The following is a 21,992-nucleotide window of genomic DNA, read 5'->3' on the forward strand; positions in this document are numbered from 1 at the left end:
GAGACGGCGATGTCCGCGCAGGACGACGACAGCGAGCGGGAGTTCGACATCAGGTGGGCCGACGGGGCCGAGCTCAAGGAGCCCTCCGCGCGGGCCCGGATGCTCGCCGCCCGCTGGAAGGAGAACCCGCCGAAGCCCCAGCCCTTCCGAGCGGACCCGGGGCCGAGGACACCGAGCCGCTCGTCCTGGCGGTCGACGGCGATCGTCCTCGGGAGTATGGCGGTGCTCATCCTGGTGCTGGGATACGCGAACTTCCGACCGTACTGAGGCCGGTCTCACGGATCTCCGCGGGTGAAGGAGCGGCGGGTTGCGGACGCTGGACGTACGGCGGCTGCGGGCGTTGCTCGACGATTCCGCGCCCGCTGTCGTGCGGGAGGCGACCCTGGCGTTGCTGCCGTCCGCGCGGCTGCTGGACGACGGGTGGCTGCTGGAGCAGCCGGCTGGGGAGCGGCCCCGTGGGACGCGGGTCTCCGCGTTCCGGCTGCTCACCGCGCACGGCGGGCTCGTACGGCTGCGGGCCGCCGTCGCACTGGTCGACGATCCGGACGACCGGCTGCGCGCCTGGGCCCGGCAGTCCGTGCAGCGCTGGCACCCGACTGCGGATGTGCCGCGTGGGGCGGACGAGGTGGGTGAGCTGCTGGGGCGGGTGCGCCATCTCCTGAGTGACCACGTGCTCAGGACGCGCCGGTGGGAAACCGGCCTCAAGGGCTGAGCCTTTGCTGGCCCTAGGGCTGATCGCGACCGCTTCATGGCCGGGGCCGGGTGCACACTGGAAGGTGGGACGAGTGCCTGACTGCGGGGTGGTGCAGATGCGGAGTCGTTTCCGGAGCGACCGGCGGCTGACCGTGCGGATGACGGTCACGATGTTCCTGCTCGGACTGCTGTACGTGGCGTTCTTCGCCGCGTTGATCGTGTTGTTGAAATCCTGGCTGCTGGTCGTGGGCCTGATCGCCGTGATGTTCGTGGCGCAGTTCTGGTTCTCCGACAAGATCGCGATGTTCGCGATGCGCGGACGGGTCGTGGAGCGGGAGGAGTATCCCGAACTGCACGCCGTGGTCGACCGGTTGTGTGCCATCGCCGACATGCCCAAGCCGGTGATCGCGGTGTCCACGATGGACATGCCCAACGCGTTCGCCACCGGGCGCAACCCCGACAACGCCGTGGTGTGCGTGACGACCGGGCTGCTCAGGCGGCTGGATCCGGCCGAGCTGGAGGGCGTCCTTGCGCACGAGCTGTCGCACGTGGCGCACAAGGACGTCGCCGTGATCACCATCGCGTCCTTCCTCGGGGTGATCGCCGGCCTGATCGTCCGGTTCGCCTTCTACAGCCAGGTGTTCGGCGGGCGAAAGGACCAGAACACTGCCGTGATCTTCGCGGCCGTGATGGGTGTGTCGGCGGCCGTGTACGCGCTCAGCTTCCTGCTGATCAGGGCGCTGTCGCGGTACCGGGAGCTGGCGGCGGACCGGGCCGCGGCCCACCTCACCGGCCGGCCCTCGGCGCTGGCGTCCGCACTCACCAAGGTCTCCGGCGAGCTGGCCCGGATCCCCACCAAGGACCTGCGCACGGCCCAGGCCTTCAACGCCTTCTACTTCACCCCGGCCACCGGCAAGGAGCCCGGTATCGAGCGGTACTTCTCGACGCACCCGTCCCTGGAACAGCGGCTCGATCAACTGGGGCGGATCTCCGCCGAGTTGGGTGAGGCCGCGGAGCCCGGGAAGGCGGGCTGAGGATGGGGCTGCTGGACATCCTGCTCGGGCGCACAAAGCCTGTCGCGCCCGATCTCGACCAGCTCTTCGCGCTGCCGTCGGCGGCCGTGACGCTGGAGGCGGCGGTCTCCCTCACGCCGACCGGACGCGGAGCGGTGTGCTTCGCGACGGTCGAGGGGGCCGCCTTCGAGCAGACGCACCGGGAGGTCCAGGCCCTGCTCGACGCGGACGCCGACCGCGACGGCCCGCCGGTGGAGCTGCGGCGGGACGACTTCGGCTACTCCTGGCTGGTCTCCGAGCGCACCCCGGACCAGTTGCCGCAACTCGTCAACGACCTGCACGCGGTGAACAGTTCGATGGAGGTCAACGGCTTCGGGCCGCAACTGCTGTGCTCGCTCGCCGGGTTCCACGACACCGAGGGCCGGTCGCTCGCGCTCGTCTACCTCTACAAGCGCGGCACGTTCTTCCCCTTCGCCCCGCTGCCCGGTGACGGGCAGCGCCGCGACAACCCGCTGGAGCTGCGGGTGAAGGCCGCGCTCACGAACGACCTGCGGATCGAGCAGGACCTGAACCGCTGGTTCCCGGTGTGGGGCGCGCCCGGCCTCTGAGCTCCTAGCTCTTTCTCTCGCGCGCCTGTCGGCGGGCCTCCATGGGGTGCTCGCGGCGGTAACGGCGTTCCCACCTGGCCTGCTTGTCCCGGCGGTCGCGGTACGCCCGGTAACTGCCGGGCGTCATGCCCGAGGCTCCCCCGCCCGAGCCGCCCGGCGAGGACGTGGAGGCGCCCCGGCCGACACGGCCGCTGCGGCCGTACTGCATGTACAGGAAGAGCACGGCTACGGCTACGAGCCACCAGGTGTGGTTCCCGAAGCCCAGGACGACCAGGACGACGGTCCCGGAAATGACCATGGTGCCCATGACGGGCCTCCGTGTACGTGGTTGTGGTGTAGAAGAGTAGCGCCGGAGGGGCGGCCTGGCGCCTGCCCTGCGTGAGCTCTTTCCCCGCACCCTGGAGTCGCCGCCATGCCCGAGTCCTTCACTCAGGAACACGACGGTGAGCGCCTGTACGGCGTCCGGGACGGCGGCGGCGACCGGGCCGCGGCCGCGACGGTCGTCCTGCTGCACGGAGCCGGGAACGGCAGCGCGGAGCGACTCCTGCCGCTGCTCGACGAGTTCGTGGCGCACGGCTGCAGCGCGCTCGCCTTCGACTTCTCCGGGCACGGCGAAAGTACCGGTGAGCTGGCGGAGTTGAGTCTGCGCAGGCGGTTCGAGCAGGCGGTCGCCGTGATCGATGCGCATGCTCCGGCGGACGGTCCGCTGGTGCTGGTCGGGTTCAGCATGAGCGGGCAGACGGTGGCCGACCTCACCCGGCACTACGGCGAGCGGGTCGCGGCGCTCGCCCTGTGCGCGCCCGCCGTGTACGCGGCCGAGGCCTGGGACGTGCCGTTCGGCCGCGGCGACGGGAGGTTCAGCGAGATCATCCGGCGTCCGGACAGCTGGCGCCGGGCACCGGCCCTCGATGTGCTGCGGGCCCATCAGGGGCGGGCGGTGCTCGCGGTGCCGGGCACGGACGCGGTGATCCCGCCGGAGGTGACCGAGGCCGTGCAGGAGGCGCTGGTCTTCCGGTCCCAGTTCAGGCGCCTCGAACTGCCCCACGCGGATCACCGGTTGGGGGCATGGTTGCATGATCACCCGGACGACCGGCGCGAGTTGGTGACGGCGCTGCTGACCGGCCTCGGCGACCGGGGGTGGACGGCGACCCGGCGGTGGGTGGCCAAGCAGCTTCCCGAAGGCCGGTCGGTCGTCGACACCGGTTTCCTGTCCGGAGGTTGGAGCTCCCAGATGCGCCGCCTCACCCTCGACGACGACACCGAGCTGGTCCTGCGGTCGTTCGTGAAGCCGTTCTTCCGCCACCACGCGCCCGGGCTTCTGAACCGCGAGGCATCGGTCCTCGCGCTGCTCGCCGCTCGCGACGGCGTTCCGGCACCCGCGCCGATCGCCGTCGACGCCACGGCCGAACACTGCGACCACCCCTCGTTGTTGATGTCCCGGCTGCCGGGCCGCGTGCGGGTCGACGAAGAGGAACTGGAGCGCCGCCTGGACCTGCTGGCGGCCCAACTCGTCCGGATCCACCGGGTCGTTCCCGAGGAACGGCCGCGCGCCTATCAGGCGTGGACGTCGCCCGAGAAGGTGCGAGGGGTGCGGGGCCCGCTGTGGGAACGGGCCGTGGACGTCATCCGCCGGGACCCGCCGCCGTACGAAGGGTGCTTCCTGCACCGGGACTTCCACCCCGGGAACGTGCTGTTCACCGGGTCGGGTTCCGGGCTCGCCGTCAGCGGGGTGGTCGACTGGGTGGAGACCTCGTGGGGACCGGCCGACCTCGACGTCGCCCACTGCTCCACTGCCCTCGCACTCCTCCACGGCCCCGAACACGGCCTCGGCTTCCGGGAACGGTACGAGGCGCACGGCGGCCGCGGCCTCGCCGACGGGCCGGACCACCTGTACTGGAGGCTCCTGGACGCCCTCGCCTACTGCCCCGACGCGGCGAAGCTCGCCGGCCCGTGGCGCGAGCTCGGACGGACCGATCTGACTCCGGGGGTGCTGGGCGGGCGGCTGGAGGCGTATGTGCGGGGGTTGGTGGAGCGGTACGGGTGACGGGGGTGGTCCGGGTCGGCGGCGCACGCCGCCCCCGCGCGCACCCGCGCCTACTCACCCGGCGCCGCTCCGACGACGCCCGCCGCGATGGCCGCCGTCAAGGCCGCGTGGTCCCTGGTCGTCCGGGTGGCGTAGGTGAGGGCGAAGTCGGCGATCGCGTGGTCGAAGGTTTCGGCGGTGCCCAGATATCCGGCGATGGCGATCCGGTCGCCGGAACGGGCGTGGGCGCGGGCCAGGGTGGTCCCGCACAGACGGGCGTAGGCCGTGAGGTCGGCCGGGGGCATGCCGGCCACGTCCGCGGAGCCCTTCATGTCGCGCAGTTGGCGCCAGTAGAACGCGCGGCCCTGGGGTCCGCTCATCCAGCCCAGGAAGATGTCGTTCGCGGCCTGGAGCAGGCGCTGGCCCGCGACCACACGGCGTCCGGGATGGACGTACGGCCCGTGCGGGAGGTGTTCTTCCAGTACGGATGCCCGCGCCTCCTTGATCTGGAGGAACAGCGGGTCGTCGGCGTCCCGCCCGGACAGCAGCACGATGAAGCAGCGGGTGCCGACGCTGCCGACGCCGACGACCTTGCGGGCCGCGTCGACGAACCGGTAGCGGTCCAAGAGCAGCCGCCGTTCCTCGGAGAGCGTGGAGCGGTAGTCGCTGAAGAGCTTGCGCAGGCCCGCCGTGTCGAGGGTGCCGGCGGGTTCGAGGAGCGGCGGGTCGCTGATGATGCGGTGGCGGCCGTCGACGGTCTCCGTCAGCTTGCCGAGGGCCTGAAGGCTGGTGCGGCGCCGGGCCCGGGTGAGGCTGGACGCGACGCGGCGGCGATGGCGGCCGGAGCGTACGAGGGGCAGCAGGCTGTCGGCGTCGACGGTCTCGTACCAGACCTCCAGCTCGCCCATCCGGGCCAGCTGGCGCATGGACGTGCGGTACGCGGTGGTCGCCTCCCGGGCCGCCCGGTGCGCCTCGGCCTCGCTGTGCCCGTTCTCCCCGGCGGCCACGACGATGCTCGCGGCCAGTCGTTTGACGTCCCACTCGAAGGGGCCGGGGAACGTCTCGTCGAAGTCGTTGAGGTCGAAGAGGAGGGAGCGTTCCGGGGAGGCGTAGAGGCCGAAGTTGAGCAGGTGGGCGTCGCCGCAGAGCTGCACGGTGAGGCCGGTGTGGGGCTGGGCGGCAAGGTCGGCGGCCATCACGGCGGCGGCGCCGCGCAGGAAGGCGAACGGTGAGGCCGACATCCTGCCGTACCGGATCGGCAGCAGTTCCGGCAGACGGTCACGGCCCTGTCGTTCCAGTACGGCGACGGGGTCCCGGCGGTCCGCGGACGGGATCCAGAGGGCGTGCGCGGAACGGCCGACGCGTTTGCGGGCGGCACGGCCGCGGTCGGCTCGGGCGGTGGGAGTGCCGGCCGCGCCGGAGGTGTTCATGCGCCCTGCCTCTGCGTCACGCCCGCCTCCAGGTTCCCGGTGCCTGCACCTCCTGATCGCAGTGAAGAGCCGGAGCGGGGAGGTACGCATGCCGGGTACGGCGATCGGGTGACTGTGTGTCCCGCCGGGACGCGGCAGCTCGTCTGTGGTCCGCGGCCCCTGAAGGGGGTCGTTGTCAGTGGCCTGGGTCAGGATGGGCCCCATGGTCTTGGGTGACGGGGTGCGGTACATCGGGGTGGCCGAGCGGCGGGGGCGGCTGGGGCTGCGGCAGCAGCTCGCCGGCGGGGCTCGCGTGGGGAGTCCGGAGGAGGTGGCCGCCGCTCTGGTCGCCCTGCACGGGTCCGATCCGGCGACCGTGTATCTGGCGGTCGGCGCGCGGCTCACGGATTCCGCCGGGACCGTCGCCGAGACCGAGCGGGCGCTGTACGAGGACCGGTCGCTGGTGCGGATGCACGGCATGCGGCACACGGTGTTCGCGTTCCCCGCCGAGCTGACCGCGGTAGTGCACGCCTCCACCGGACTCACGGTGGCCGCCCGCGAACGGGCCAAGCTCCTCAAGGACATGGCGAAGGCGGGTGCCCCGGACGCGACCTGGCTGAAGGAGGTCGAGGAGTCGGCGCTGGCCGCGCTCGCCCGGCGCGGGCAGGCGACGGCCTCGGAGCTCGGCGTGGAGGAGCCGCGGCTGCGGGAGCAGTTCGTGTACGCGGCCGGGAAGAGCTACGAGGGCGTCCACAGTGTCTCGACCCGGCTGCTGAAGGTGCTCGGCGTGGAGGGCAAGGTGGTCCGCGGCCGCCCCCTCGGCTCCTGGACCTCCACGCAGTTCCGCTGGGCGGTGGCACCGCCGCATCCCGAACTGGACGTGGCCGAGGCGCAGGCCGGGTTGCTGCGGCGCTGGCTCAGCGTGTGCGGTCCCGCCACGGAGGCCGACCTGCAGTGGTGGACGGGCTGGAAGGTGACCGACGTCCGCCGTGCCCTCACGGCGATCCGCGCGGTGACGGTGTCCGTCGACGAGGGCCCTGCCTATGTCGTCGACGGCGACGCGGACCCGGTCGCGGGCCCCGCCGAACCCTGGGCGGCGCTGCTGCCCGGCCTCGACCCGACGGCGATGGGCTGGCAGCAGCGGGACTGGTATCTGGCCCCGTCCTTGCGGCCCGCACTGTTCGACGGGAGCGGCAACGTGGGTCCGACGGTGTGGTGGAACGGGCGGGTGGTGGGAGGTTGGGGTCAGCGTCCCGACGGGGAGATCGTCTGGCGCCTGCTGGCCCCGGAGGGAATCGGGCGTGAGGAGAGAGAGGCGATCGCCGCGCAGGCGGACCGGCTGCGCGGGTGGGTCGGTTCGACCCGGGTGACACCGCGCTTCCGGAACCCGCTGGAGAGGGAACTGGCCGAGTCCGGCGGCTGACCGCAACAGCGGGCGCCCCGTCACAGGGGCGCCCGGCGTCACGGCTACCGCGCGTACCGCATCAGGGCCCGCACCATGTGGCACGTCGTGTCCGACGGCGGGTGGACGCCGATCATCTCGGCGGTGTCCCGGATCGTCTCGTTGCGGGCCTGGTTCGGCATGAGGACGCCGCAGTCGAGCAGGGCGATCGCGAGTCGCATCGCCTTGAGGCGGCGGTTGTGGGTGACGTACCACTCGCGGGGGCGGCCCGGCGGCAACGGGCGCTTCTCCACAGGCGTGTACGGAAGGTCGAGCAGCACGGGGTGCTTCGCGGTGGACTGGGTCGGCAACGGCTTCTGCTTCAGTGCGGCAGCGGGCACAGGCATCCTCCTGTCGCGGTAAGGGCGGCCCCCGGGGCTCCGGCGACACCCTCGAACACTGCTTCTATTCTACCTCTCGGCACTGACAAAAGCCCCTGGCCACAAGGCTGTCGGGGGTGCTGTGACGCAGGTGGAGGACGGGTTTTCGCGTACCGTTGGCGGCATGGAGATCTGGATCAATCCGGCCTGTTCGAAGTGCCGCAGCGCGATCGGAGTGCTCGACGCGGAGGGCGCCGAGTACACCGTCCGCCGCTATCTGGAGGACGTCCCGAGCGAGGACGAGATCCGCGAGGTGCTCGGCCGGCTCGGCCTCGAACCGTGGGACATCACCCGCACCCAGGAGGCCGCCGCCAAGGAACTCGGGCTCAAGGAGTGGGCCCGGGAGAGCAGTTCACGCGACCGCTGGATCAAGGCACTCGCCGCGCACCCCAAGCTCATCCAGCGCCCGATCATCACCGCGGAGGACGGCTCTGCCCTGGTCGCCCGCACCGACGACGCCGTACGGGACGCCCTGGCCAGGAAATGACGGGATGTGACGCAGGTTACGTCGCACGTCTCCCGTGACGGCTGAGCAACCTCGTTCGGTATTTCGTACATGGCGGCGTACGCTCCCCTACCTCGCAGGAGGCGCGGATGTCGCGCAGGAGAACACTCGGTACGAAGAAGAAGGTCGCGCTGCTGGTGAGCGCGGCGGCGGTGGCGGGCGGTGGGGCCTTCGTCCTGGCCGGCACCTCCAACGCCGCGCAGAGTCCGCAGACGGCGGCGGAGTCCACCGTCTGCCAGGGGCTCGCCACCGCGCTCGGCAACAACCAGCGGTTCATCGAGGGCCAACGGGCCGCTCCCGACGCGCAGTCGGCGGCCCGGATCGCCAACCGGGAAGCGGTGATCGCGCAGATCGAGGTCCAGCAGAAGGCGTCCACCTGTGTGGTCGGGGAGTCGGCTCAGGACTCCCAGGCCGCACAGCAACAGCCTTCGCAGACCGCCTCCGCGTCGGCACCCGCCGCTCAGGCCCCTCCCGCGTCCCAGGCCCCCTCGACGGGGAACGCCGGTTCGGGGCAGCAGGTCTGCAACGGCTCGACGGTCACGCTGTCCGGGGAGGCCGGTGCGCCCGCCGCGTCCAGCAACCAGTTCCCGGCCGGTACGAAACTGAAGGTCACCAACCTGGACAACAACAAGTCCACGACGGTGGAGGTCACTTCGGTCTCCGGCAGCTGTGCCCTGCTCAACAACGCGGCCTTCGAAGAGGTGCGGGAGCCGGGCAAGTTCCTCATCCGCCGGGCCGTGATCGAGAAGGTGGGGTGACACCGGCCACGCCCGGTGAGTGACGGTCCTGCTGTTCGCGGCCACGAACAGCAGGACCGCCGTTTCCACGAAGGGTGACCAGCGCCGCCCCCACCCCCCAGGGGCGCGGGGAACTGCGCGACCAGCCCCCACCGGCCCGCAGCCACCCGACGCGCAACGCCTTAAGGAACCCGCGCCTCCCCCTCCCCCAGCGTCAGCGCCAACGCCTTCGCCTCCTTCTCCGGATCGAGCCCGACCACCGGCCGGTCAGCTCGCTGCGGGGCCACCCCACCGAGCTCCTGGAGCCAGCGCCAGGTGTCGCTCACGGTCTCGGTGACCGGGCGGCACCGCAGGCCCGCCGCACCGGCCCGGGAGGTGTCCCCCGCGTGGAGGGTGTCGTGGAGGTCCGTGTCCGGCGGAACCCAGATCGGGAGTTCGGTCCAGGGGTCGATGCCCTCGCCGAGGACGATGTCCGGGGTGGTCCAGCGGAGTTCGGCGGTGGAGCCGGTCACGGCCACGCATGCGTCGAGGAGTTCACCCATGGTCGTGTGGCCCGGCGGGCTGACCAGGTTGTACGGCCCGTTCAGACCGGCCACGGCGGCCCCCAGCACCCATTGCGCCAGGTCGCGGACGTCGACGTACTGGAGCGGGAGGTCCCGGGGGCCGGGGGCGAGGACCGGGCCGCCGCGGGCGATACGGCCGAGCCACCATGGCAGGCGGCCGATGTTCTCGTACGGGCCGAGGATCAGGCCGGCCCGTGCGAGCAGGGAGCGCTCCGCGCCGAAGGTGTCGAGGACAGCCAGTTCGCCGCCCCGTTTGTCCCGCGCGTAGTCGGTTTCGTCCGCGTCGGGCTCGGCGCCCTCGACCAGGGGCGCGTCCTCGGCGAACCCGGGGGGCTGCGGCCAGGCGTACACCGAGCGGCTCGACACGTACGCGTACCGGTCGGCGCGGTCCCGCAGCAGCCGCGCCGTGTCCCGGACCGCGCGGGGCGCCGCCGACCAGGTGTCGACGACCAGGTCCCAGGTGCCGCCTCCGGAGAGGGCGGTGAGTCCGTCGGGCTCGGTGCGGTCGCCGTGCAGCGACCGCACCCCGGCCACGGGTGCGTGCCGTCCCCGGTGGAAGACGGTCACGTCCCAGCCGTGCTCCAGGGCCGTCTCGGCGACGGCCCGGCCGACGAACTCGGTGCCACCCAGCAGGAGAAGTCTCATACCGGTGACTGTGCCCCGTGGGGCCGCGGAACGGAACGGGAATCTGCCGTCGGCAGACGGGTCAGCCGCCGGTCGGCGGGGTGTACTTGTAGCCGACCCGGCGCACGGTCTGGATCGCGCCCCGGAAGTCCGCGCCCAGCTTGCGGCGCAGCCGGGCGATGTGGACGTCGACGGTCCGGCCGTCACCGACGTGGCCGTACCCCCAGACCGTGGTGACCAGCTGGTCGCGGGTGTGCACCCGGTGCGGGTGCTGGACCAGGTGGGCGAGGAGCTCGAACTCCAGGTAGGTGAGGTCGAGTTCGGTGCCGTTCACCGCGGCGGTGCGCTGCACGGTGTCGATGCGGACGAGCGGGGCCAGGGTGTCCTCGCCCCGCGGTGCCGGCAGCGGCTGCGGCGGTTCGGGGAGGAAGGCGGGGCGCTGGTCGGCCGGGACGAGTACCAGGTAGCCGATCATCGGGGGCCGGCCCGGCAGTGCGGGCAGGGTGTGCTGGGGGGCGGGCAGCCAGGTGGCGCCCGGTGGGAGGAAGTCCGCGACGTTCAGGACGTCGTCCGGGCCGACGGCCCGGAGCCGGTGCCGTGCGCCGCTCTCGGACGGGGCGGTGAGGGGGGCGGTGGAGAGAGAACGAGTGTTCGCCATGAGAGGTCAGCTCTTTCGCGCGAGAAGGTCGTCAGGAGACGTACGTCGACTGCGCGCTGGCCGAAGGCCGGGTGTACGGCGTTAGAGGGCCGGCGCGTTCATCGCGCGGCAACACACCCGGTCGAAGTCGTGGTGCTGACGGGAGGGCCAGAAGGGCTCGAGGTCATGGCGACCCGTCGCGGTGTACTTCTGGAAGCTGGCCATGAGCTCATTGAAGCAGACACCGGCCCGCAGCAGGAGTCTCCTCTCACTGCCTGGACACTTCCTTGGCGTGAAATCGGCGTGATACGGCTCACCCCACCAGGCATTCGGAAATGCGGAGGGGCGCCCACCGCAACCGGTGGGCGCCCCTCGTGAAGCAGCGGCGGGGATCAGACCTGGCCGGCCTTCTCCAGCGCGGAGCAGCAGGTGTCGACGATCAGACGCGTCACCAGGTACGGGTCGACGTTGGCGTTGGGGCGGCGGTCCTCGATGTAGCCCTTGCCGTCCTTCTCGACCTGCCACGGGATACGCACCGAGGCGCCACGGTTGGAGACGCCGTAGGAGTACTCGTTCCACGGGGCGGTCTCGTGCAGACCCGTCAGACGGTCGTCGATGCCGGCGCCGTAGTGCTTGACGTGGTCGAGCGGCTTGGAGCCCTCACCGAGCGACTCGCACGCGGTGATGATGGCGTCGTAGCCCTCGCGCATCGCCCTGGTGGAGAAGTTGGTGTGCGCGCCGGCGCCGTTCCAGTCGCCCTTGACCGGCTTGGGGTCGAGGGTGGCGGAGACGCCGAAGTCCTCGGCGGTGCGGTAGAGCAGCCAGCGGGCCACCCACAGGTGGTCGGAGACCTCCAGCGGGGAGACCGGGCCGACCTGGAACTCCCACTGGCCGGGCATGACCTCGGCGTTGATGCCGGAGATCGCGAGGCCGGCCTTCAGGCAGTTGTCCAGGTGCGCCTCGACGACGTCACGGCCGAAGATCTCGTCCGCGCCGACACCGCAGTAGTAGCCGCCCTGCGGGGCCGGGAAGCCGCCCTTGGGGAAGCCGAGCGGGTAGCCGTCCTGGAAGAACGTGTACTCCTGCTCGATGCCGAAGATCGGCTCCTGGGAGGCGAACTTGGCCTCGACCTCGGTCAGCGCGGCACGGGTGTTGGACTCGTGCGGCGTCATGTCGATGTTGAGGACCTCGCACAGGACGAGGATGTCGTCGCCGCCGCGGATCGGGTCGGGACAGGTGAAGACCGGCTTGAGGACACGGTCCGAGGAGTGCCCCTCGGCCTGGTTCGTGGAGGACCCGTCGAAGCCCCAGATCCCCAGCTCAGCACCCTTGGCGTCGTCGGCCAGGATCTTGGTCTTCGAACGCAGCTTGGCCGTCGGCTCGGTGCCGTCGATCCAGATGTACTCAGCCTTGAAGCTCACGGGGCCACATCCTTCGGGGGTATGTCTGGGCGCACTTGCGGGTGCAGCGGCGCTGCGGCACTGAATCGCCGCCTCTCGTACGCCCGCGAGCCTGTCAACAGGCGATTTCCCGGTCATTGCTCGAATGTGAACCCCGTGTTACCTGGTGGTGCTGTGGCGCGATTCACCGTGTGAGCATCGGCGGCGGCCGGGAAAGTCGATACGGAGACACAGCGCCGGCGGCCGGTGCGCCTCGTATGCAAAGGGTGTACCTGGCACCACCTCCGGATCGGGCGGCCAGGCCCAGTGACCGCCGTCTCCCGCTCGACCAGACTGGCCGCATGACCATCGAGACGCGGAACGCCGGCAGGGGTACGAGGGCGCGGGGCATGGGACTCGCGGCCGTGCGGGGGCTGGCGCTGGCGCTGGTGTCGCTGCCGGGGGCGGTGCTCGGTTTCACGCTCAGCGTGGTGTCCATCGTGCTCGTGCCGGTCGGGATCGGGGTGTTCACGACCCCCTGGGTGCTGAGGGGCGTGCGGGCCTTCGCGGACTGGCGGCGGGTCCTCGCCGCCGAGTGGGGTGGGGTGCGGATCCCGTCCGCGTACCGGCCGGTGCCCGAGGGCGCCAACCCCTGGAGGAGGACGTACGCGCTGCTCCAGGATCCGGCGACCTGGCGGGACCTGCGGTGGCTGCAGGTGGACATGACGGCGGGCTTCGTGACGGCACTGCTGCCCGCGGCGCTGCTCTTCTACCCGCTGGAGGGTTTCGCGGTCGCGGCCGGGCTGTGGCGGCCGCTGTCGGAGACGGGCGGCTGGTGGTACGGCTTCGTGCGCGTCGACGACCAGTCCTCCGCGCTGACCGCCGGCGCCCTGGCCGTCGTCCTCCTCGTCCTCGCCCACTTCTTCACCGCCCGCCTGCTGCACGTCCACTTCGCGCTCACCCGGGCCGTCCTCGCCCCGAGCCAGGCCGAACTGGCCGAGCGGGTGAAGGTGTTGACCGAGACCCGGCGGGACGCCGTGGACACCTCCGCGGCCGAACTGCGCCGCATCGAACGGGATCTGCACGACGGGGCACAGGCCCGGCTGGTCGCCATGGGCATGGACCTCGGCACCATCGAGATGCTCCTCGACAAGGACCCCGCGCAGGCCAAGCGGCTGCTCGCGCAGGCCCGTCAGTCCTCCGTGGACGCGCTCACCGAACTGCGCGACCTGGTGCGCGGCATCCACCCGCCGGTGCTGGCCGAGCGCGGACTGGGCGACGCCGTACGGGCGTTGGCACTCCGGCTTCCGGTGGCCACCGAGGTGACGGTGGAGCTCGACGGCCGGACCGAAGCGCCCGTGGAGTCGGCCGCCTACTTCGCCGTCAGCGAGGTCCTCACCAACGCCGTCAAGCACTCCGGCGCGGACCGGATCTGGGTCGACCTGCATCACACAGAGGGAATGCTGCGGATCTCCGTCACCGACAACGGCCGGGGCGGCGCGCTGATCGCGGCCGGTTCGGGGCTGGCCGGGGTGGAGCGCCGACTGGGTACATTCGACGGCGTCCTGGCCGTCAGCTCACCCGCGGGCGGTCCCACCATGGTCACCCTGGAGATCCCTTGCGCGTAGTCCTGGCCGAAGACCTCTTCCTGCTGCGCGACGGGCTCGTCCGGCTCCTGGAGGCCCACGGCTTCGAGATCGCCGCGGCCGTCGAGAGCGGGCCCGAGCTGGCCCGCGCGCTGGCCGAGCTGGAGCCGGACGTCGCCGTGGTCGACGTACGGCTGCCGCCGACGCACACCGACGAGGGGCTCCAGTGCGCGCTGACCGCCCGCCGGGACAGGCCCGGGCTGCCGGTGCTGGTGCTCTCGCAGCACGTGGAGCAGTTGTACGCGCGCGAGTTGCTCGCCGACGGCACCGGTGGGGTGGGGTACCTGCTCAAGGACCGGGTCTTCGACGCGGAGCAGTTCGTGGAGGCGGTACGGCGGGTGGCGGCGGGCGGTACGGCGATGGACCCGCAGGTGATCCAGCAGTTGCTGGCCCGCCGGACGGCCGGGGACCAGCCGCTCAGCCGGATCACGCCCCGAGAGCGGGAGGTACTGGAACTCATGGCGCAGGGGCGGACCAACGCGGCGATCGCCGGCAAGCTCGTCGTCACGGAACGGGCGATCGCCAAGCACACCGCCAACATCTTCGCCAAACTGGGTCTTGAGGTGTCGGACGATGACAATCGCCGCGTTCTGGCGGTGCTCGCGTTTCTCGACCGGGATCGGTGACCGGTTCCTCATTCTCTGTAACTCCTGCTGCTCACAGGACTGTTGCCACCCAGGAGCCCGGCAAACCTCTGATTTGTTTGTGTGGCGGCTGAACACCCTTGGGACCACGTGCGTAAGGGAGGGAGCCGCTTCACTCCTGTCGGGCGCCTCGATGGCCCGGAAAAGGAAGTCAGAGGAGTTCCATGGGACGCAACACACGTAAACGCCGGTCGTCGATGGCCAGCAAGGCCATAGCCGCCTCGGCGGCCCTAGCGCTCGGTGGGGGCGGGCTGATCTGGGCGAACTTCTACGCCTCGGCGCATGAGTCCAACAACAGCAACAGCTGGTCCCAGAATCAGACCAAGGCCGCCGCCGCGCAGGTGGCGACCATCTCCTGCCCCGATGTCGGGCAGAAGCTGACGAATGTGCCACAGGCGGCCCGCAACGGCGTGGCCACCGAGCTGGCGAATCTGGACAAGCAGATCACCGAGGCCTACGCCCGGCTCGCCTCGACGCGCCAGGCCCAGGCCGGCGACGCCGGCTTCGTCCAGAACGCCATCGTCGGCCCCCTGAAGGAGAAGCGGGCGGCCACGATCGACCGGATCCGCATCGACGTCCAGCGTGTCGGTGGCCAGTTCAACACCTCGCTCAGCCAGTTGGCGGCCTGCACCACGCAGAACGCGCAGACCAACGCCGGTAACGCGGGCGGTCAGCAGAACAACGGCGGCCAGCAGCAGAACGGTGGCCAGCAGGCCGGCGGCCAGCAGCAGGGCGGTCAGCAGAACAACGGTGGCCAGCAGCAGAACGGTGGCCAGCAGGCCGGCGGCCAGCAGCAGGGCAACGGCGGTCAGGGCGGCAACGGCCCGGTCGCGGCCGACTTCGTGGACATCACCAAGGTCCAGGCCAACGCCCAGCTCGGTGTGGGTGCGAACGGCCTCCCCGCGAACGGCAACTCGGGCTCGCGAGGTTCCTTCACCACCAAGTGCGGCACCAACGCGAACAAGAACCACAACACGGACAACGTGATCGTGGCTCCCGGTGTCGCCAACGGTGCCCACCACCTGCACGACTACGTCGGCAACCAGAGCAACGACGCGTTCGCGAGCGACCAGGAGCTGGAGGCTGCTCAGACCAGCTGCCAGAACCAGGGCGACAAGTCGTCGTACTTCTGGCCGGTGCTGCGTCTGCAGAACGGCACGCAGGACTTCGACCAGAACGCCGACGGCGGTGGCAAGGAAGGCAACGTCGGCAAGATCCTGCAGGCCTCCCAGGCGCAGATCAAGTTCGTCGGCAACAAGAAGGGCAACGTCGTCGCGATGCCGAACGCCCTTCGCATCATCACCGGTGACGCCAAGGCCTTCGTCAACGGCAACGCCAACGCCAACGTGAACTGGTCCTGCACCGGCTTCGAGAACAAGGTGCAGCTGCACGACAAGTACCCGATCTGCCCCCAGGGCAGCCAGGTGGTGCGCACGACCGACTTCCAGAGCTGCTGGGACGGTCAGAACGCCGACAGCGCCAACCACCGCACCCACGTGTCCTTCGTCCAGGCCGACGGCACCTGCGCCAACGGCTTCAAGGCGATCCCGCAGCTCCAGGTCCGGCTCGTCTACAACGTCCCGGCCCCGAAGCTGCAGAACGGCACGGTCGTCAACCCGTACGCGGTGGACAGCTTCCCGGAGAACCTGCACAAGCCGGTGACCGACCACAACGACTTCATCAACTTCTTCTCCCAGAACACGATGAACCAGATGGTCAACTGCATCAACACCGGCAAGAAGTGCCAGTGATCCAGGGCTAGCCCATAAGGAAGCCGGCGGTGGGATTCCCACCGCCGGCTTCCTTATGTCCGCGTCCGGACGGATCCGGTGCTATCCGGTGTGCGCCGAGTGGTCCGTGCCCTCCTCGATGTCCCCGCCGAGCGTGGCGCGCAGCGTCGTCACCGTCTTGGTGGTCTCGCCCACCGCCACCCACTTGCGGCCGACGAGGTAGTGACCGCCGTAGTCCTTGGCCCCGTTGATCCACTCGCGCTGGCCGCGGTCGGTGGCGAAGGTGGCGAGGATGAACTTGCCGGGGGACTTCGCCGCCTTCTTGCACACGGCCTGGCGCAGTTCGTCGGCGTCGATCTGGATGGTGGGCGTGCACTTCACCTCGGCGGCCAGGTGCTCCAGGCTGCCGGTGGCCGCGGAGGGCACCGCTGCGACCTTCGCGTCACCGCCGGTTCCGCAGCCCGCCAGCGCCAGCACGGCGGCCGCGCCGGTCAGCGCGAGTATCGGTCGGGTCAACCTCATCTGTTCCTCCGGTCACGGTCACGTCGACGGACCCCGGCGGGGGCCCGTCTCCTCCCATACGGCTGTGAGGCGCGGGACGCTCAAATCCGGGTGTCACCGAGGGTACGGCTGTGCGAAAGTGTGCCGGTGAACGAGGACTGGGAAAAGCGAGTGACCGCCGCGTGGGACACCTTCGACGACTTCCCGGAGGAGCGGGCGGCCGATTTCCGGGCCGTGATCGACGCGCTCGTGGCCGAGCTGCCGGACGGCAGTCCGGACGGCCCCTTCGAGCGGGCCTGCGCCTGGGACTCGACGGGGCACTCGGACAGTGCGGCCCCGCTGTACCGGGAGGCGCTCGCGAAGGGTCTGAGGGGTTACAAGGGGCGACGGGCCAAGATCCAACTGTCGAGTTCCCTGCGGAACATCGGGCAGGCGCAGGAGGGCGTCAAGCTGCTCACGCCCGAACTGGACGGGCCGTCCGACGAGTTGGACGACGCCGTACGGGCCACTCTCGCCCTGTGTCTGTCCAGCCTCGGCCGCGATCGCGAGGGGCTGTCGCTGGTCCTCGGCGCGCTCGCACCCCATCTGCCGCGTTACCAGCGGTCGATGGCGAACTACGCGCGCGCCTTGGTCGACCCCGAGGGCTGATCCACCCGGGTGGCGGTGACCATCCGACGATTCGCTCGTTCTGCTGAACGTGCAGTCACAGGATGTCGCCCCGCGCCCCGCACCCGCCTCAGGCTCCGCCTCCGACCCCGTCGTCGACGTCGAACAGGCCGAGGCCGCGCTCGTCGAGCACTACCCACGGCTGGTCCGGCTCGCCTATCTGGTGCTGCCGCCGGGCCTGGGCCGCAACCGGCGGGTCCTGACCGCGCACGCCCTCACCCAGCGTGCCCTGCCCCGGGGCCGGGCCGCAGCGCCCGTGATCCCGTCCCAGTCGGCCGGCCGCGAGGGCGACCCCGGCTACGCCTTCGTCCGCCACCAGGTGGTGCGTACGGCGCTGGAGGCGGGCCTGCCACGGAGGCGCACGGCGTGGCCCAAGCGCTCCCAGCTGCCGCCGCTGCTCCCCCACGTGTGGGGCCTGCGGCTCTTCCCGCGCTCCGGGGGCGCCGACGAACTCGCCCTGGACCAGAGCCTGTCGGCGCTCTCCGGTCCGGCCCGCGCCGCCTATGTGCTGCGCGGCCTGGAGAAGCTCCCCGACGGCGACGTACGGCAGGTCCTGACGGCGGCGGGCGTCGCGGACGTGGACACGGCGCTCGACGAGGCCGACGAGGTCACCGCGCAGTACGCCCTGCTGAACTCCCCCGAGTTCGACCCCTGCTCGCTGCAGGCCCGGCCCACCGACCTGATGCGGCGCCGGCAGCACATGAAGGCCGCGCTCGCCGCCGCCGCGGCCGTCGCCGTGTGCGGGGCACTGCTCGGCATGCCGGGCGACGGCTGGGGCCCCGACGGCGCCGCCGCGCCCGCCTACGCGCAGAACCCGGCCGCTCAGGCGGCCCTGGACCCGGCCCTGCTGCTCAAGGTCCCGGCCGGCGCGTGGGAGTCCTCGGCCCGCACCGACTTCTCGGTGTGGCCCGCGCGCGGCGACCTCAGCGGCGACTCGGCCCTGCTGCGCCGCGCCCTCGCCGTCTGGGCCCGTCCCGGCGAGACCGTCCAGGTCTCCGCGACGCCCGGCACCCCGTCGGGCGGCCCGTCCGGCCCGCCGCAGCTCCTGTACGCCGGGACCGTCGACAACGCGCGCGTGGTGATCCTCTACGACGGTCTGCGCATCGTCCGCTATGCCGAGTTGAGGGACAGCACCAAGGGCGCCGCCCTCGACTTCGCGCGGGTCGACGGCGCGGACCGGGCCGGGGCGGGCGCGGTCGTCCTGGGCCGGTCCGACGGCAACGTCCGCTATCTGACGGCGCCTTGGGTGACCGGGGCCGCCGAGCGGGACCTGCTGAAGCCGGGCGCCGGCGCCATGGACCTCACGCTGTCCGGCGGCGCGACCGCACCGATGGCCGGCCCCGCGCAGAGCGGCGCCTGCACCTCCTGGAACGTGCTCCAGCTGACGGACGCCTCCGGCACCCGGCTCTTCACCGACCTCGGTGAGCTGGTGCCGGCCCGCCTCACCACCGGCCGTCCCGGGTCCGTGAAGGACACCTCCGGAGCGGGGGCGCTGCGTGCCTGGGCGCCGTACGCCTGCTCGCTCGGCGCGATGCGTTCCGCGGGCGTGCGCAGTGTGAACACCTGGGCGTACGCGGCCCAGCAGCTGCCCGACGCGAGCGGTACGGCGGACTGGGTGTGCACCCGGGCCGAGACCTGGCAGGGCGGCGGGGAGCTGGTGCTGGCCCAGTTCCACACGCCGGGCGGGACGTACGGGGCGGTCGCGGCGAAGGCGCAGAACGTGCCGTCGTGCGGGGCGAAGGATCCGCAGGTGCTGGCCGGGGTGCTGTGGAAGTCGGGGGCGGGGTCCTGGTACCTGCTGGCGGCGGGCAGCCGGGGGACGTCGTCGATCAGCGCCACGGGCGGGGTCCGGGCGACGGCTGACGGTCATCTGCTGGCCGCGCGGGTGAAGCAGGGAGCCCAGGCCGAGCTGAAGGGGACTCTGCGGAACGGGCGGTCGGTCAGTGGGCTCCGGTAGGAGCAAAACGTGCCGACTCGTGCCGGACATGTGAACACCGCTGGCCGGACCGGGCCGTTCCGGGCCTTTTTCGATCGGTAAGGTGTTCGCATGACTACCGGGGTCCGTCGAAGAATGGGAGTCGAGGAACGGCGTCAGCAGTTGATCGGCGTCGCCCTCGAACTGTTCGCCCGTCGTTCGCCCGACGAGGTCTCCATCGACGAGATAGCGTCGGCGGCCGGTATCTCACGGCCGTTGGTCTACCACTACTTCCCCGGCAAACTCAGCCTGTACGAAGCCGCGTTGAAGCGGGCGGCGGAGGATCTGGCGAGCCGGTTCGAGGAGCCGCACGAGGGGTCGCTGGGTGGGCGGCTGCTGCGGGTGATGCGCCGGTTCTTCGACTTCGTCGACCAACACGGGCCCGGCTTCTCGGCGTTGATGCGAGGCGGCCCCGCGGTGGGTTCCTCGGCGACCAACGTCCTCGTCGACTCCGTCCGGCAGATCGCGTACGACCAGATCCTTTCGCATCTGCGCGTGGACGATCCGCCCGCGCGACTGGAACTGGTCGTCCGGTCCTGGATCTCGCTCGTCGAGTCGACGGCTCTGATCTGGCTGGACGGCCGCCGTATCCCGCGCGCCGAGCTGGAGTTGAAGCTCGTGCACGACTTCGCGGCGCTGGCCGCCGTGAGCGCGGCCTTCGACGAGGAGATGACCGCGCTGCTGCGTCACATGCTGAAGGACGAGCCGAACGACGGCCCGTTCACCGACCTCGCCGCCCGGCTGATCTCGCTGGCTTCCTGAGCGGACTAGCGCTCGAACTTCCGGTATGAGGCGTCCAGGTCCCGGACCTCTGCCGAGGCGTGCAGGACCGCTGAGCCGTCGTCCTCCACGTGCTTCTTCAGCAGTTCCAGGACAGCCTCGGTGAGCCTGGCCTTGGTCGCCTCGGTGCGCCCGGCGAGCAGGCCCAGCGTGACGTGCACGACGGCGTGTCCGTACTCCCCCGGGTCCTCGTACCCGAACGCGGTGACCTCGCTCACCCGGAACTGCGTCTTGCAGGCCTCCGGCTTGGCGGCCGCGATCTCGACGAGGGCGCTGTGCAGGTCCCGCGCGAAGGCCTCCCGGTCGAGCGGGACGAAGCGTGAGTGGTCGACGGTGATCTGCGGCATGGGCACTCCTGTTCTACGACGGCACAGGTCAGCGTAGCCGCAGCGCCAGCATGGCGATGTCGTCCTCACGGTCGTGGCCGAAGGTGTCCAGCAGGGTGTCGCACAGGGCGTCCAGGCCGGGAAGGGCACCGGCGGCGGCCGCGCGCAGGTGTTCCAGCGAGGCCGAGAGGTCGGTGCCGCGGGTCTCGATGAGGCCGTCGGTGACCATCAGGAGCCGGTCGGTCGGTTCGAGGTACATCTCGGTGGCCGGCGGATGGTGCAGACCCACACCGAGCAGCGGTCCGGCCGCCTTGGCGTAGTCGGCGGTGCCGGTGTCGCGGACGATCAGTGGCGGGATGTGGCCGGCGTTGGCGATCCGGGTGCGGCCGGTCTCCGGGTCGATCAGGGCCAGACAGACGGTGGCCGTGGTGTCGGGGTGGTAGCGCTGGAGCGTCCGGTCCAGGCGCTCGGCGAGGACGGCCGGGTCGCTCTCGTCGACGGCGTAGGCGCGCAGCGCGTGCCGGAGCTCGACCATGACGGTCGCCGCGTCCAGCGAGTGCCCGACGACGTCGCCGACCGCGGTGAGTACACCCTCGTCCACGCGGAGCGCGGCGTAGAAGTCACCGCCGATCTCGGTCTGCCGGGAGGCGGGGACGTAGCGGACCACGACGTCGAGGCCCGGCAGCTCGGGCAGCCGGTGCGGCTGGGGCAGGAAGCTGTGCTGGAGGGTGAGGGCGACATGCCGCTCGACCTTGTACATGAGCAGCGGCTGGGCGGCGAGCGCGGTGGCCTGGGCCAGCTGGGCGAGCAGGGTCTCGCCCTCCAGTCCCATCCGGCGCATCCCGCGCGCGGGCGCGGCCAGGCACACCGGTGTCCTGCCGTCCTCGGTGGCGACGACCGCGAGTCGGGCGTCGTGCTCGACGCCTGGCCGGAAGAACCCTGCGGGCCACAGCGGCGCGGGCACGGTGGTGAGCTGCACTCCGGCCTGTCCCCGGGTGAGGCGGCGCAGCAGGGTCGCCACGGCCCGGCCGGCGTTCTCGTCCGGCAGAGCCACGGCGATGCGGTCCCGGGACAGGCCGCGGTAGAGCTGATCGTCCTGGTCGAGGACGAAGACGGCGGCGGGGGTGCCGGTGAGCCGCGAGACACCCTCGGCGGCCGCGTCGGAGAGCTCCTGGAGAGTGCGGGCCGACTGGATGGTGACGATCGTCTCCGACAGCAGGGTGAGCCGTCGCACCAACGCCCGGTCACCGGCCCGCAGTTGTGCGTTGCGTATGGCGGAGCGGACCACCGCCTCGATCTCCAGCGGCTCGGCGGGCACCTTCAGATAGGCCTCGACGCCCGTGTCCATGCCCGCACAGTGCACGGCCGGGGGCACGGCGGCGGCCGAGAAGTGCACGACGGGCATCCCGGCCGTGTGCGGCCGCTCCTTGAACAGGCGGCACAGTTCGAAGCCGCTCATGTCCGGCAGGCCCACGTCGACGAGGGCCACGTCCGGAAGGGTGCCCTTGCGCAGTCGTACGTCGAGTTCGGCGAGGGCCTCGCCGCCGGTGGCGACCGGGACGACCCGGTGACCGGCGCGGCTCAGCACGGTGCCCATGGCGTACCGGCTGGCCTCCACGTCGTCCACGACCAGCACGGTCGTGCCTGTCAGCTTGCCTTTGGCTTCCATCTGTCACCCCTCGGGCAACACCGGTGGAGCAGACCGGGGTTCG

23 protein-coding genes are annotated in these 21,992 nt (G+C 71.4%); 14 read left to right on the plus strand and 9 right to left on the minus strand.

The window, feature by feature from the left end; translation table 11 throughout:
* The first annotated feature begins 9 nt into the window (after positions 1–9).
* The 4 genes from OHT57_RS14175 to pspAB all read left to right on the plus strand — a co-directional run bounded on the left by OHT57_RS14175 (position 10) and on the right by pspAB (position 2,314).
* Positions 10–267, plus strand: coding sequence for an SCO2583/SCO2584 N-terminal domain-containing protein (locus OHT57_RS14175; protein WP_328746735.1), 258 nt, complete (start codon positions 10–12; stop codon positions 265–267).
* A 40-nt stretch (positions 268–307) separates the two neighbouring features.
* Positions 308–712 (plus strand): hypothetical protein, encoded by a 405-nt coding sequence (locus OHT57_RS14180; RefSeq protein ID WP_328746736.1) that lies wholly within the window; start codon positions 308–310, stop codon positions 710–712.
* A gap of 97 nt (positions 713–809) precedes the next feature.
* Entirely contained in the window at positions 810–1,727 is a 918-nt protein-coding gene (htpX, locus tag OHT57_RS14185) for a zinc metalloprotease HtpX (RefSeq protein WP_328746737.1), read from the plus strand.
* A gap of 2 nt (positions 1,728–1,729) precedes the next feature.
* Positions 1,730–2,314, plus strand: a complete 585-nt coding sequence (gene pspAB / locus OHT57_RS14190; RefSeq protein WP_328746738.1) for a PspA-associated protein PspAB — start codon at positions 1,730–1,732, stop codon at positions 2,312–2,314.
* Between the two features lie 4 nt (positions 2,315–2,318).
* Here pspAB and OHT57_RS14195 read toward each other — a convergent pair whose 3' ends face one another.
* The gene (locus tag OHT57_RS14195) at positions 2,319–2,621 is read right to left on the minus strand and encodes a hypothetical protein (protein WP_328746739.1); all 303 of its coding nucleotides are present in this window, start codon (positions 2,619–2,621) and stop codon (positions 2,319–2,321) included.
* A gap of 105 nt (positions 2,622–2,726) precedes the next feature.
* Here OHT57_RS14195 and OHT57_RS14200 point away from each other — a divergent pair, with 105 nt between their 5' ends.
* Complete coding sequence (locus OHT57_RS14200) at positions 2,727–4,358, plus strand: alpha/beta fold hydrolase (RefSeq protein WP_328746740.1); 1,632 nt, start codon at positions 2,727–2,729, stop codon at positions 4,356–4,358.
* Between the two features lie 50 nt (positions 4,359–4,408).
* Here the strand turns inward: OHT57_RS14200 and OHT57_RS14205 are convergent, their stop codons facing one another.
* Entirely contained in the window at positions 4,409–5,767 is a 1,359-nt protein-coding gene (locus tag OHT57_RS14205; protein ID WP_328746741.1) for a DUF2252 domain-containing protein, read from the minus strand.
* Between the two features lie 202 nt (positions 5,768–5,969).
* Between OHT57_RS14205 and OHT57_RS14210 the strand changes: the two genes are divergently transcribed.
* Positions 5,970–7,169 carry a winged helix DNA-binding domain-containing protein gene (locus OHT57_RS14210; protein WP_328746742.1) on the plus strand — a complete coding sequence of 400 codons (1,200 nt, stop codon included), beginning with the start codon at positions 5,970–5,972 and terminating at the stop codon, positions 7,167–7,169.
* 44 nt (positions 7,170–7,213) lie between these two features.
* Here the strand turns inward: OHT57_RS14210 and OHT57_RS14215 are convergent, their stop codons facing one another.
* Positions 7,214–7,528: a hypothetical protein gene (locus OHT57_RS14215; protein WP_328746743.1), complete on the minus strand. Its 315-nt coding sequence runs from the start codon at positions 7,526–7,528 to the stop codon at positions 7,214–7,216.
* Between the two features lie 163 nt (positions 7,529–7,691).
* Here OHT57_RS14215 and OHT57_RS14220 point away from each other — a divergent pair, with 163 nt between their 5' ends.
* Both OHT57_RS14220 and OHT57_RS14225 read left to right on the plus strand, forming a co-directional pair.
* Positions 7,692–8,054 (plus strand): arsenate reductase family protein, encoded by a 363-nt coding sequence (locus OHT57_RS14220; RefSeq protein ID WP_328746744.1) that lies wholly within the window; start codon positions 7,692–7,694, stop codon positions 8,052–8,054.
* Between the two features lie 107 nt (positions 8,055–8,161).
* Positions 8,162–8,830: a hypothetical protein gene (locus tag OHT57_RS14225; protein WP_328746745.1), complete on the plus strand. Its 669-nt coding sequence runs from the start codon at positions 8,162–8,164 to the stop codon at positions 8,828–8,830.
* Positions 8,831–8,991: 161 nt separating this feature from the next.
* Here the strand turns inward: OHT57_RS14225 and OHT57_RS14230 are convergent, their stop codons facing one another.
* From OHT57_RS14230 to glnII, 3 genes are all read right to left on the minus strand, one after another.
* Positions 8,992–10,017, minus strand: coding sequence for an SDR family oxidoreductase (locus OHT57_RS14230; RefSeq protein ID WP_328746746.1), 1,026 nt, complete (start codon positions 10,015–10,017; stop codon positions 8,992–8,994).
* Positions 10,018–10,078: 61 nt separating this feature from the next.
* A complete protein-coding gene (locus OHT57_RS14235; RefSeq protein ID WP_328746747.1) occupies positions 10,079–10,654 on the minus strand; it encodes a winged helix-turn-helix domain-containing protein in 576 nt (191 codons plus the stop codon).
* Positions 10,655–11,025: 371 nt separating this feature from the next.
* Positions 11,026–12,054 carry a glutamine synthetase gene (glnII, locus tag OHT57_RS14240; protein ID WP_328746748.1) on the minus strand — a complete coding sequence of 343 codons (1,029 nt, stop codon included), beginning with the start codon at positions 12,052–12,054 and terminating at the stop codon, positions 11,026–11,028.
* 320 nt (positions 12,055–12,374) lie between these two features.
* Between glnII and OHT57_RS14245 the strand changes: the two genes are divergently transcribed.
* The 3 genes from OHT57_RS14245 to OHT57_RS14255 all read left to right on the plus strand — a co-directional run bounded on the left by OHT57_RS14245 (position 12,375) and on the right by OHT57_RS14255 (position 16,053).
* Positions 12,375–13,640 carry a sensor histidine kinase gene (locus tag OHT57_RS14245; RefSeq protein WP_328746749.1) on the plus strand — a complete coding sequence of 422 codons (1,266 nt, stop codon included), beginning with the start codon at positions 12,375–12,377 and terminating at the stop codon, positions 13,638–13,640.
* Entirely contained in the window at positions 13,631–14,284 is a 654-nt protein-coding gene (locus OHT57_RS14250; RefSeq protein ID WP_328746750.1) for a response regulator transcription factor, read from the plus strand. The genes OHT57_RS14245 and OHT57_RS14250 overlap by 10 nt, the downstream gene beginning before the upstream one ends.
* Before the next feature lie 182 nt (positions 14,285–14,466).
* Positions 14,467–16,053, plus strand: a complete 1,587-nt coding sequence (locus tag OHT57_RS14255; RefSeq protein WP_328746751.1) for a DUF1996 domain-containing protein — start codon at positions 14,467–14,469, stop codon at positions 16,051–16,053.
* An 81-nt stretch (positions 16,054–16,134) separates the two neighbouring features.
* On the opposite strand, the gene OHT57_RS14260 is transcribed toward OHT57_RS14255, so the two are convergent.
* Positions 16,135–16,554 (minus strand): hypothetical protein, encoded by a 420-nt coding sequence (locus OHT57_RS14260; protein ID WP_328746752.1) that lies wholly within the window; start codon positions 16,552–16,554, stop codon positions 16,135–16,137.
* 126 nt (positions 16,555–16,680) lie between these two features.
* On the opposite strand from OHT57_RS14260, the gene OHT57_RS14265 reads away from it, so the two are divergent.
* From OHT57_RS14265 to OHT57_RS14275, 3 genes are all read left to right on the plus strand, one after another.
* Complete coding sequence (locus tag OHT57_RS14265) at positions 16,681–17,181, plus strand: tetratricopeptide repeat protein (protein WP_328746753.1); 501 nt, start codon at positions 16,681–16,683, stop codon at positions 17,179–17,181.
* Positions 17,182–17,230: 49 nt separating this feature from the next.
* Positions 17,231–19,156, plus strand: a complete 1,926-nt coding sequence (locus OHT57_RS14270; RefSeq protein ID WP_328746755.1) for a hypothetical protein — start codon at positions 17,231–17,233, stop codon at positions 19,154–19,156.
* A 90-nt stretch (positions 19,157–19,246) separates the two neighbouring features.
* Positions 19,247–19,936 (plus strand): TetR/AcrR family transcriptional regulator, encoded by a 690-nt coding sequence (locus tag OHT57_RS14275; RefSeq protein WP_328746756.1) that lies wholly within the window; start codon positions 19,247–19,249, stop codon positions 19,934–19,936.
* Between the two features lie 5 nt (positions 19,937–19,941).
* On the opposite strand, the gene OHT57_RS14280 is transcribed toward OHT57_RS14275, so the two are convergent.
* Positions 19,942–20,301: a 5-carboxymethyl-2-hydroxymuconate Delta-isomerase gene (locus OHT57_RS14280; RefSeq protein WP_328746757.1), complete on the minus strand. Its 360-nt coding sequence runs from the start codon at positions 20,299–20,301 to the stop codon at positions 19,942–19,944.
* A 28-nt stretch (positions 20,302–20,329) separates the two neighbouring features.
* A complete protein-coding gene (locus tag OHT57_RS14285; RefSeq protein WP_328746758.1) occupies positions 20,330–21,949 on the minus strand; it encodes a SpoIIE family protein phosphatase in 1,620 nt (539 codons plus the stop codon).
* Positions 21,950–21,992: the final 43 nt, after the last annotated feature.

The organism is Streptomyces sp. NBC_00285 (assembly GCF_036174265.1).
Lineage (GTDB): Bacteria > Actinomycetota > Actinomycetes > Streptomycetales > Streptomycetaceae > Streptomyces.

Excerpts from the sequence above, each read along its gene's own strand:
- OHT57_RS14260 (WP_328746752.1), bottom strand. The coding sequence starts at position 16,554 with ATGAGGTTGACCCGACCGATACTCGCGCTGACCGGCGCGGCCGCCGTG.
- OHT57_RS14225 (WP_328746745.1), top strand. The coding sequence starts at position 8,162 with ATGTCGCGCAGGAGAACACTCGGTACGAAGAAGAAGGTCGCGCTGCTG.
- pspAB (WP_328746738.1), top strand. The coding sequence starts at position 1,730 with ATGGGGCTGCTGGACATCCTGCTCGGGCGCACAAAGCCTGTCGCGCCC.
- OHT57_RS14275 (WP_328746756.1), top strand. The coding sequence starts at position 19,247 with ATGACTACCGGGGTCCGTCGAAGAATGGGAGTCGAGGAACGGCGTCAG.
- OHT57_RS14230 (WP_328746746.1), bottom strand. The coding sequence starts at position 10,017 with ATGAGACTTCTCCTGCTGGGTGGCACCGAGTTCGTCGGCCGGGCCGTC.
- htpX (WP_328746737.1), top strand. The coding sequence starts at position 810 with ATGCGGAGTCGTTTCCGGAGCGACCGGCGGCTGACCGTGCGGATGACG.
- OHT57_RS14210 (WP_328746742.1), top strand. The coding sequence starts at position 5,970 with ATGGTCTTGGGTGACGGGGTGCGGTACATCGGGGTGGCCGAGCGGCGG.
- OHT57_RS14175 (WP_328746735.1), top strand. The coding sequence starts at position 10 with ATGTCCGCGCAGGACGACGACAGCGAGCGGGAGTTCGACATCAGGTGG.
- OHT57_RS14200 (WP_328746740.1), top strand. The coding sequence starts at position 2,727 with ATGCCCGAGTCCTTCACTCAGGAACACGACGGTGAGCGCCTGTACGGC.
- OHT57_RS14245 (WP_328746749.1), top strand. The coding sequence starts at position 12,375 with ATGACCATCGAGACGCGGAACGCCGGCAGGGGTACGAGGGCGCGGGGC.
- OHT57_RS14235 (WP_328746747.1), bottom strand. The coding sequence starts at position 10,654 with ATGGCGAACACTCGTTCTCTCTCCACCGCCCCCCTCACCGCCCCGTCC.
- OHT57_RS14220 (WP_328746744.1), top strand. The coding sequence starts at position 7,692 with ATGGAGATCTGGATCAATCCGGCCTGTTCGAAGTGCCGCAGCGCGATC.
- OHT57_RS14285 (WP_328746758.1), bottom strand. The coding sequence starts at position 21,949 with ATGGAAGCCAAAGGCAAGCTGACAGGCACGACCGTGCTGGTCGTGGAC.
- OHT57_RS14255 (WP_328746751.1), top strand. The coding sequence starts at position 14,467 with ATGGGACGCAACACACGTAAACGCCGGTCGTCGATGGCCAGCAAGGCC.
- OHT57_RS14280 (WP_328746757.1), bottom strand. The coding sequence starts at position 20,301 with ATGCCGCAGATCACCGTCGACCACTCACGCTTCGTCCCGCTCGACCGG.
- OHT57_RS14205 (WP_328746741.1), bottom strand. The coding sequence starts at position 5,767 with ATGAACACCTCCGGCGCGGCCGGCACTCCCACCGCCCGAGCCGACCGC.
- OHT57_RS14195 (WP_328746739.1), bottom strand. The coding sequence starts at position 2,621 with ATGGGCACCATGGTCATTTCCGGGACCGTCGTCCTGGTCGTCCTGGGC.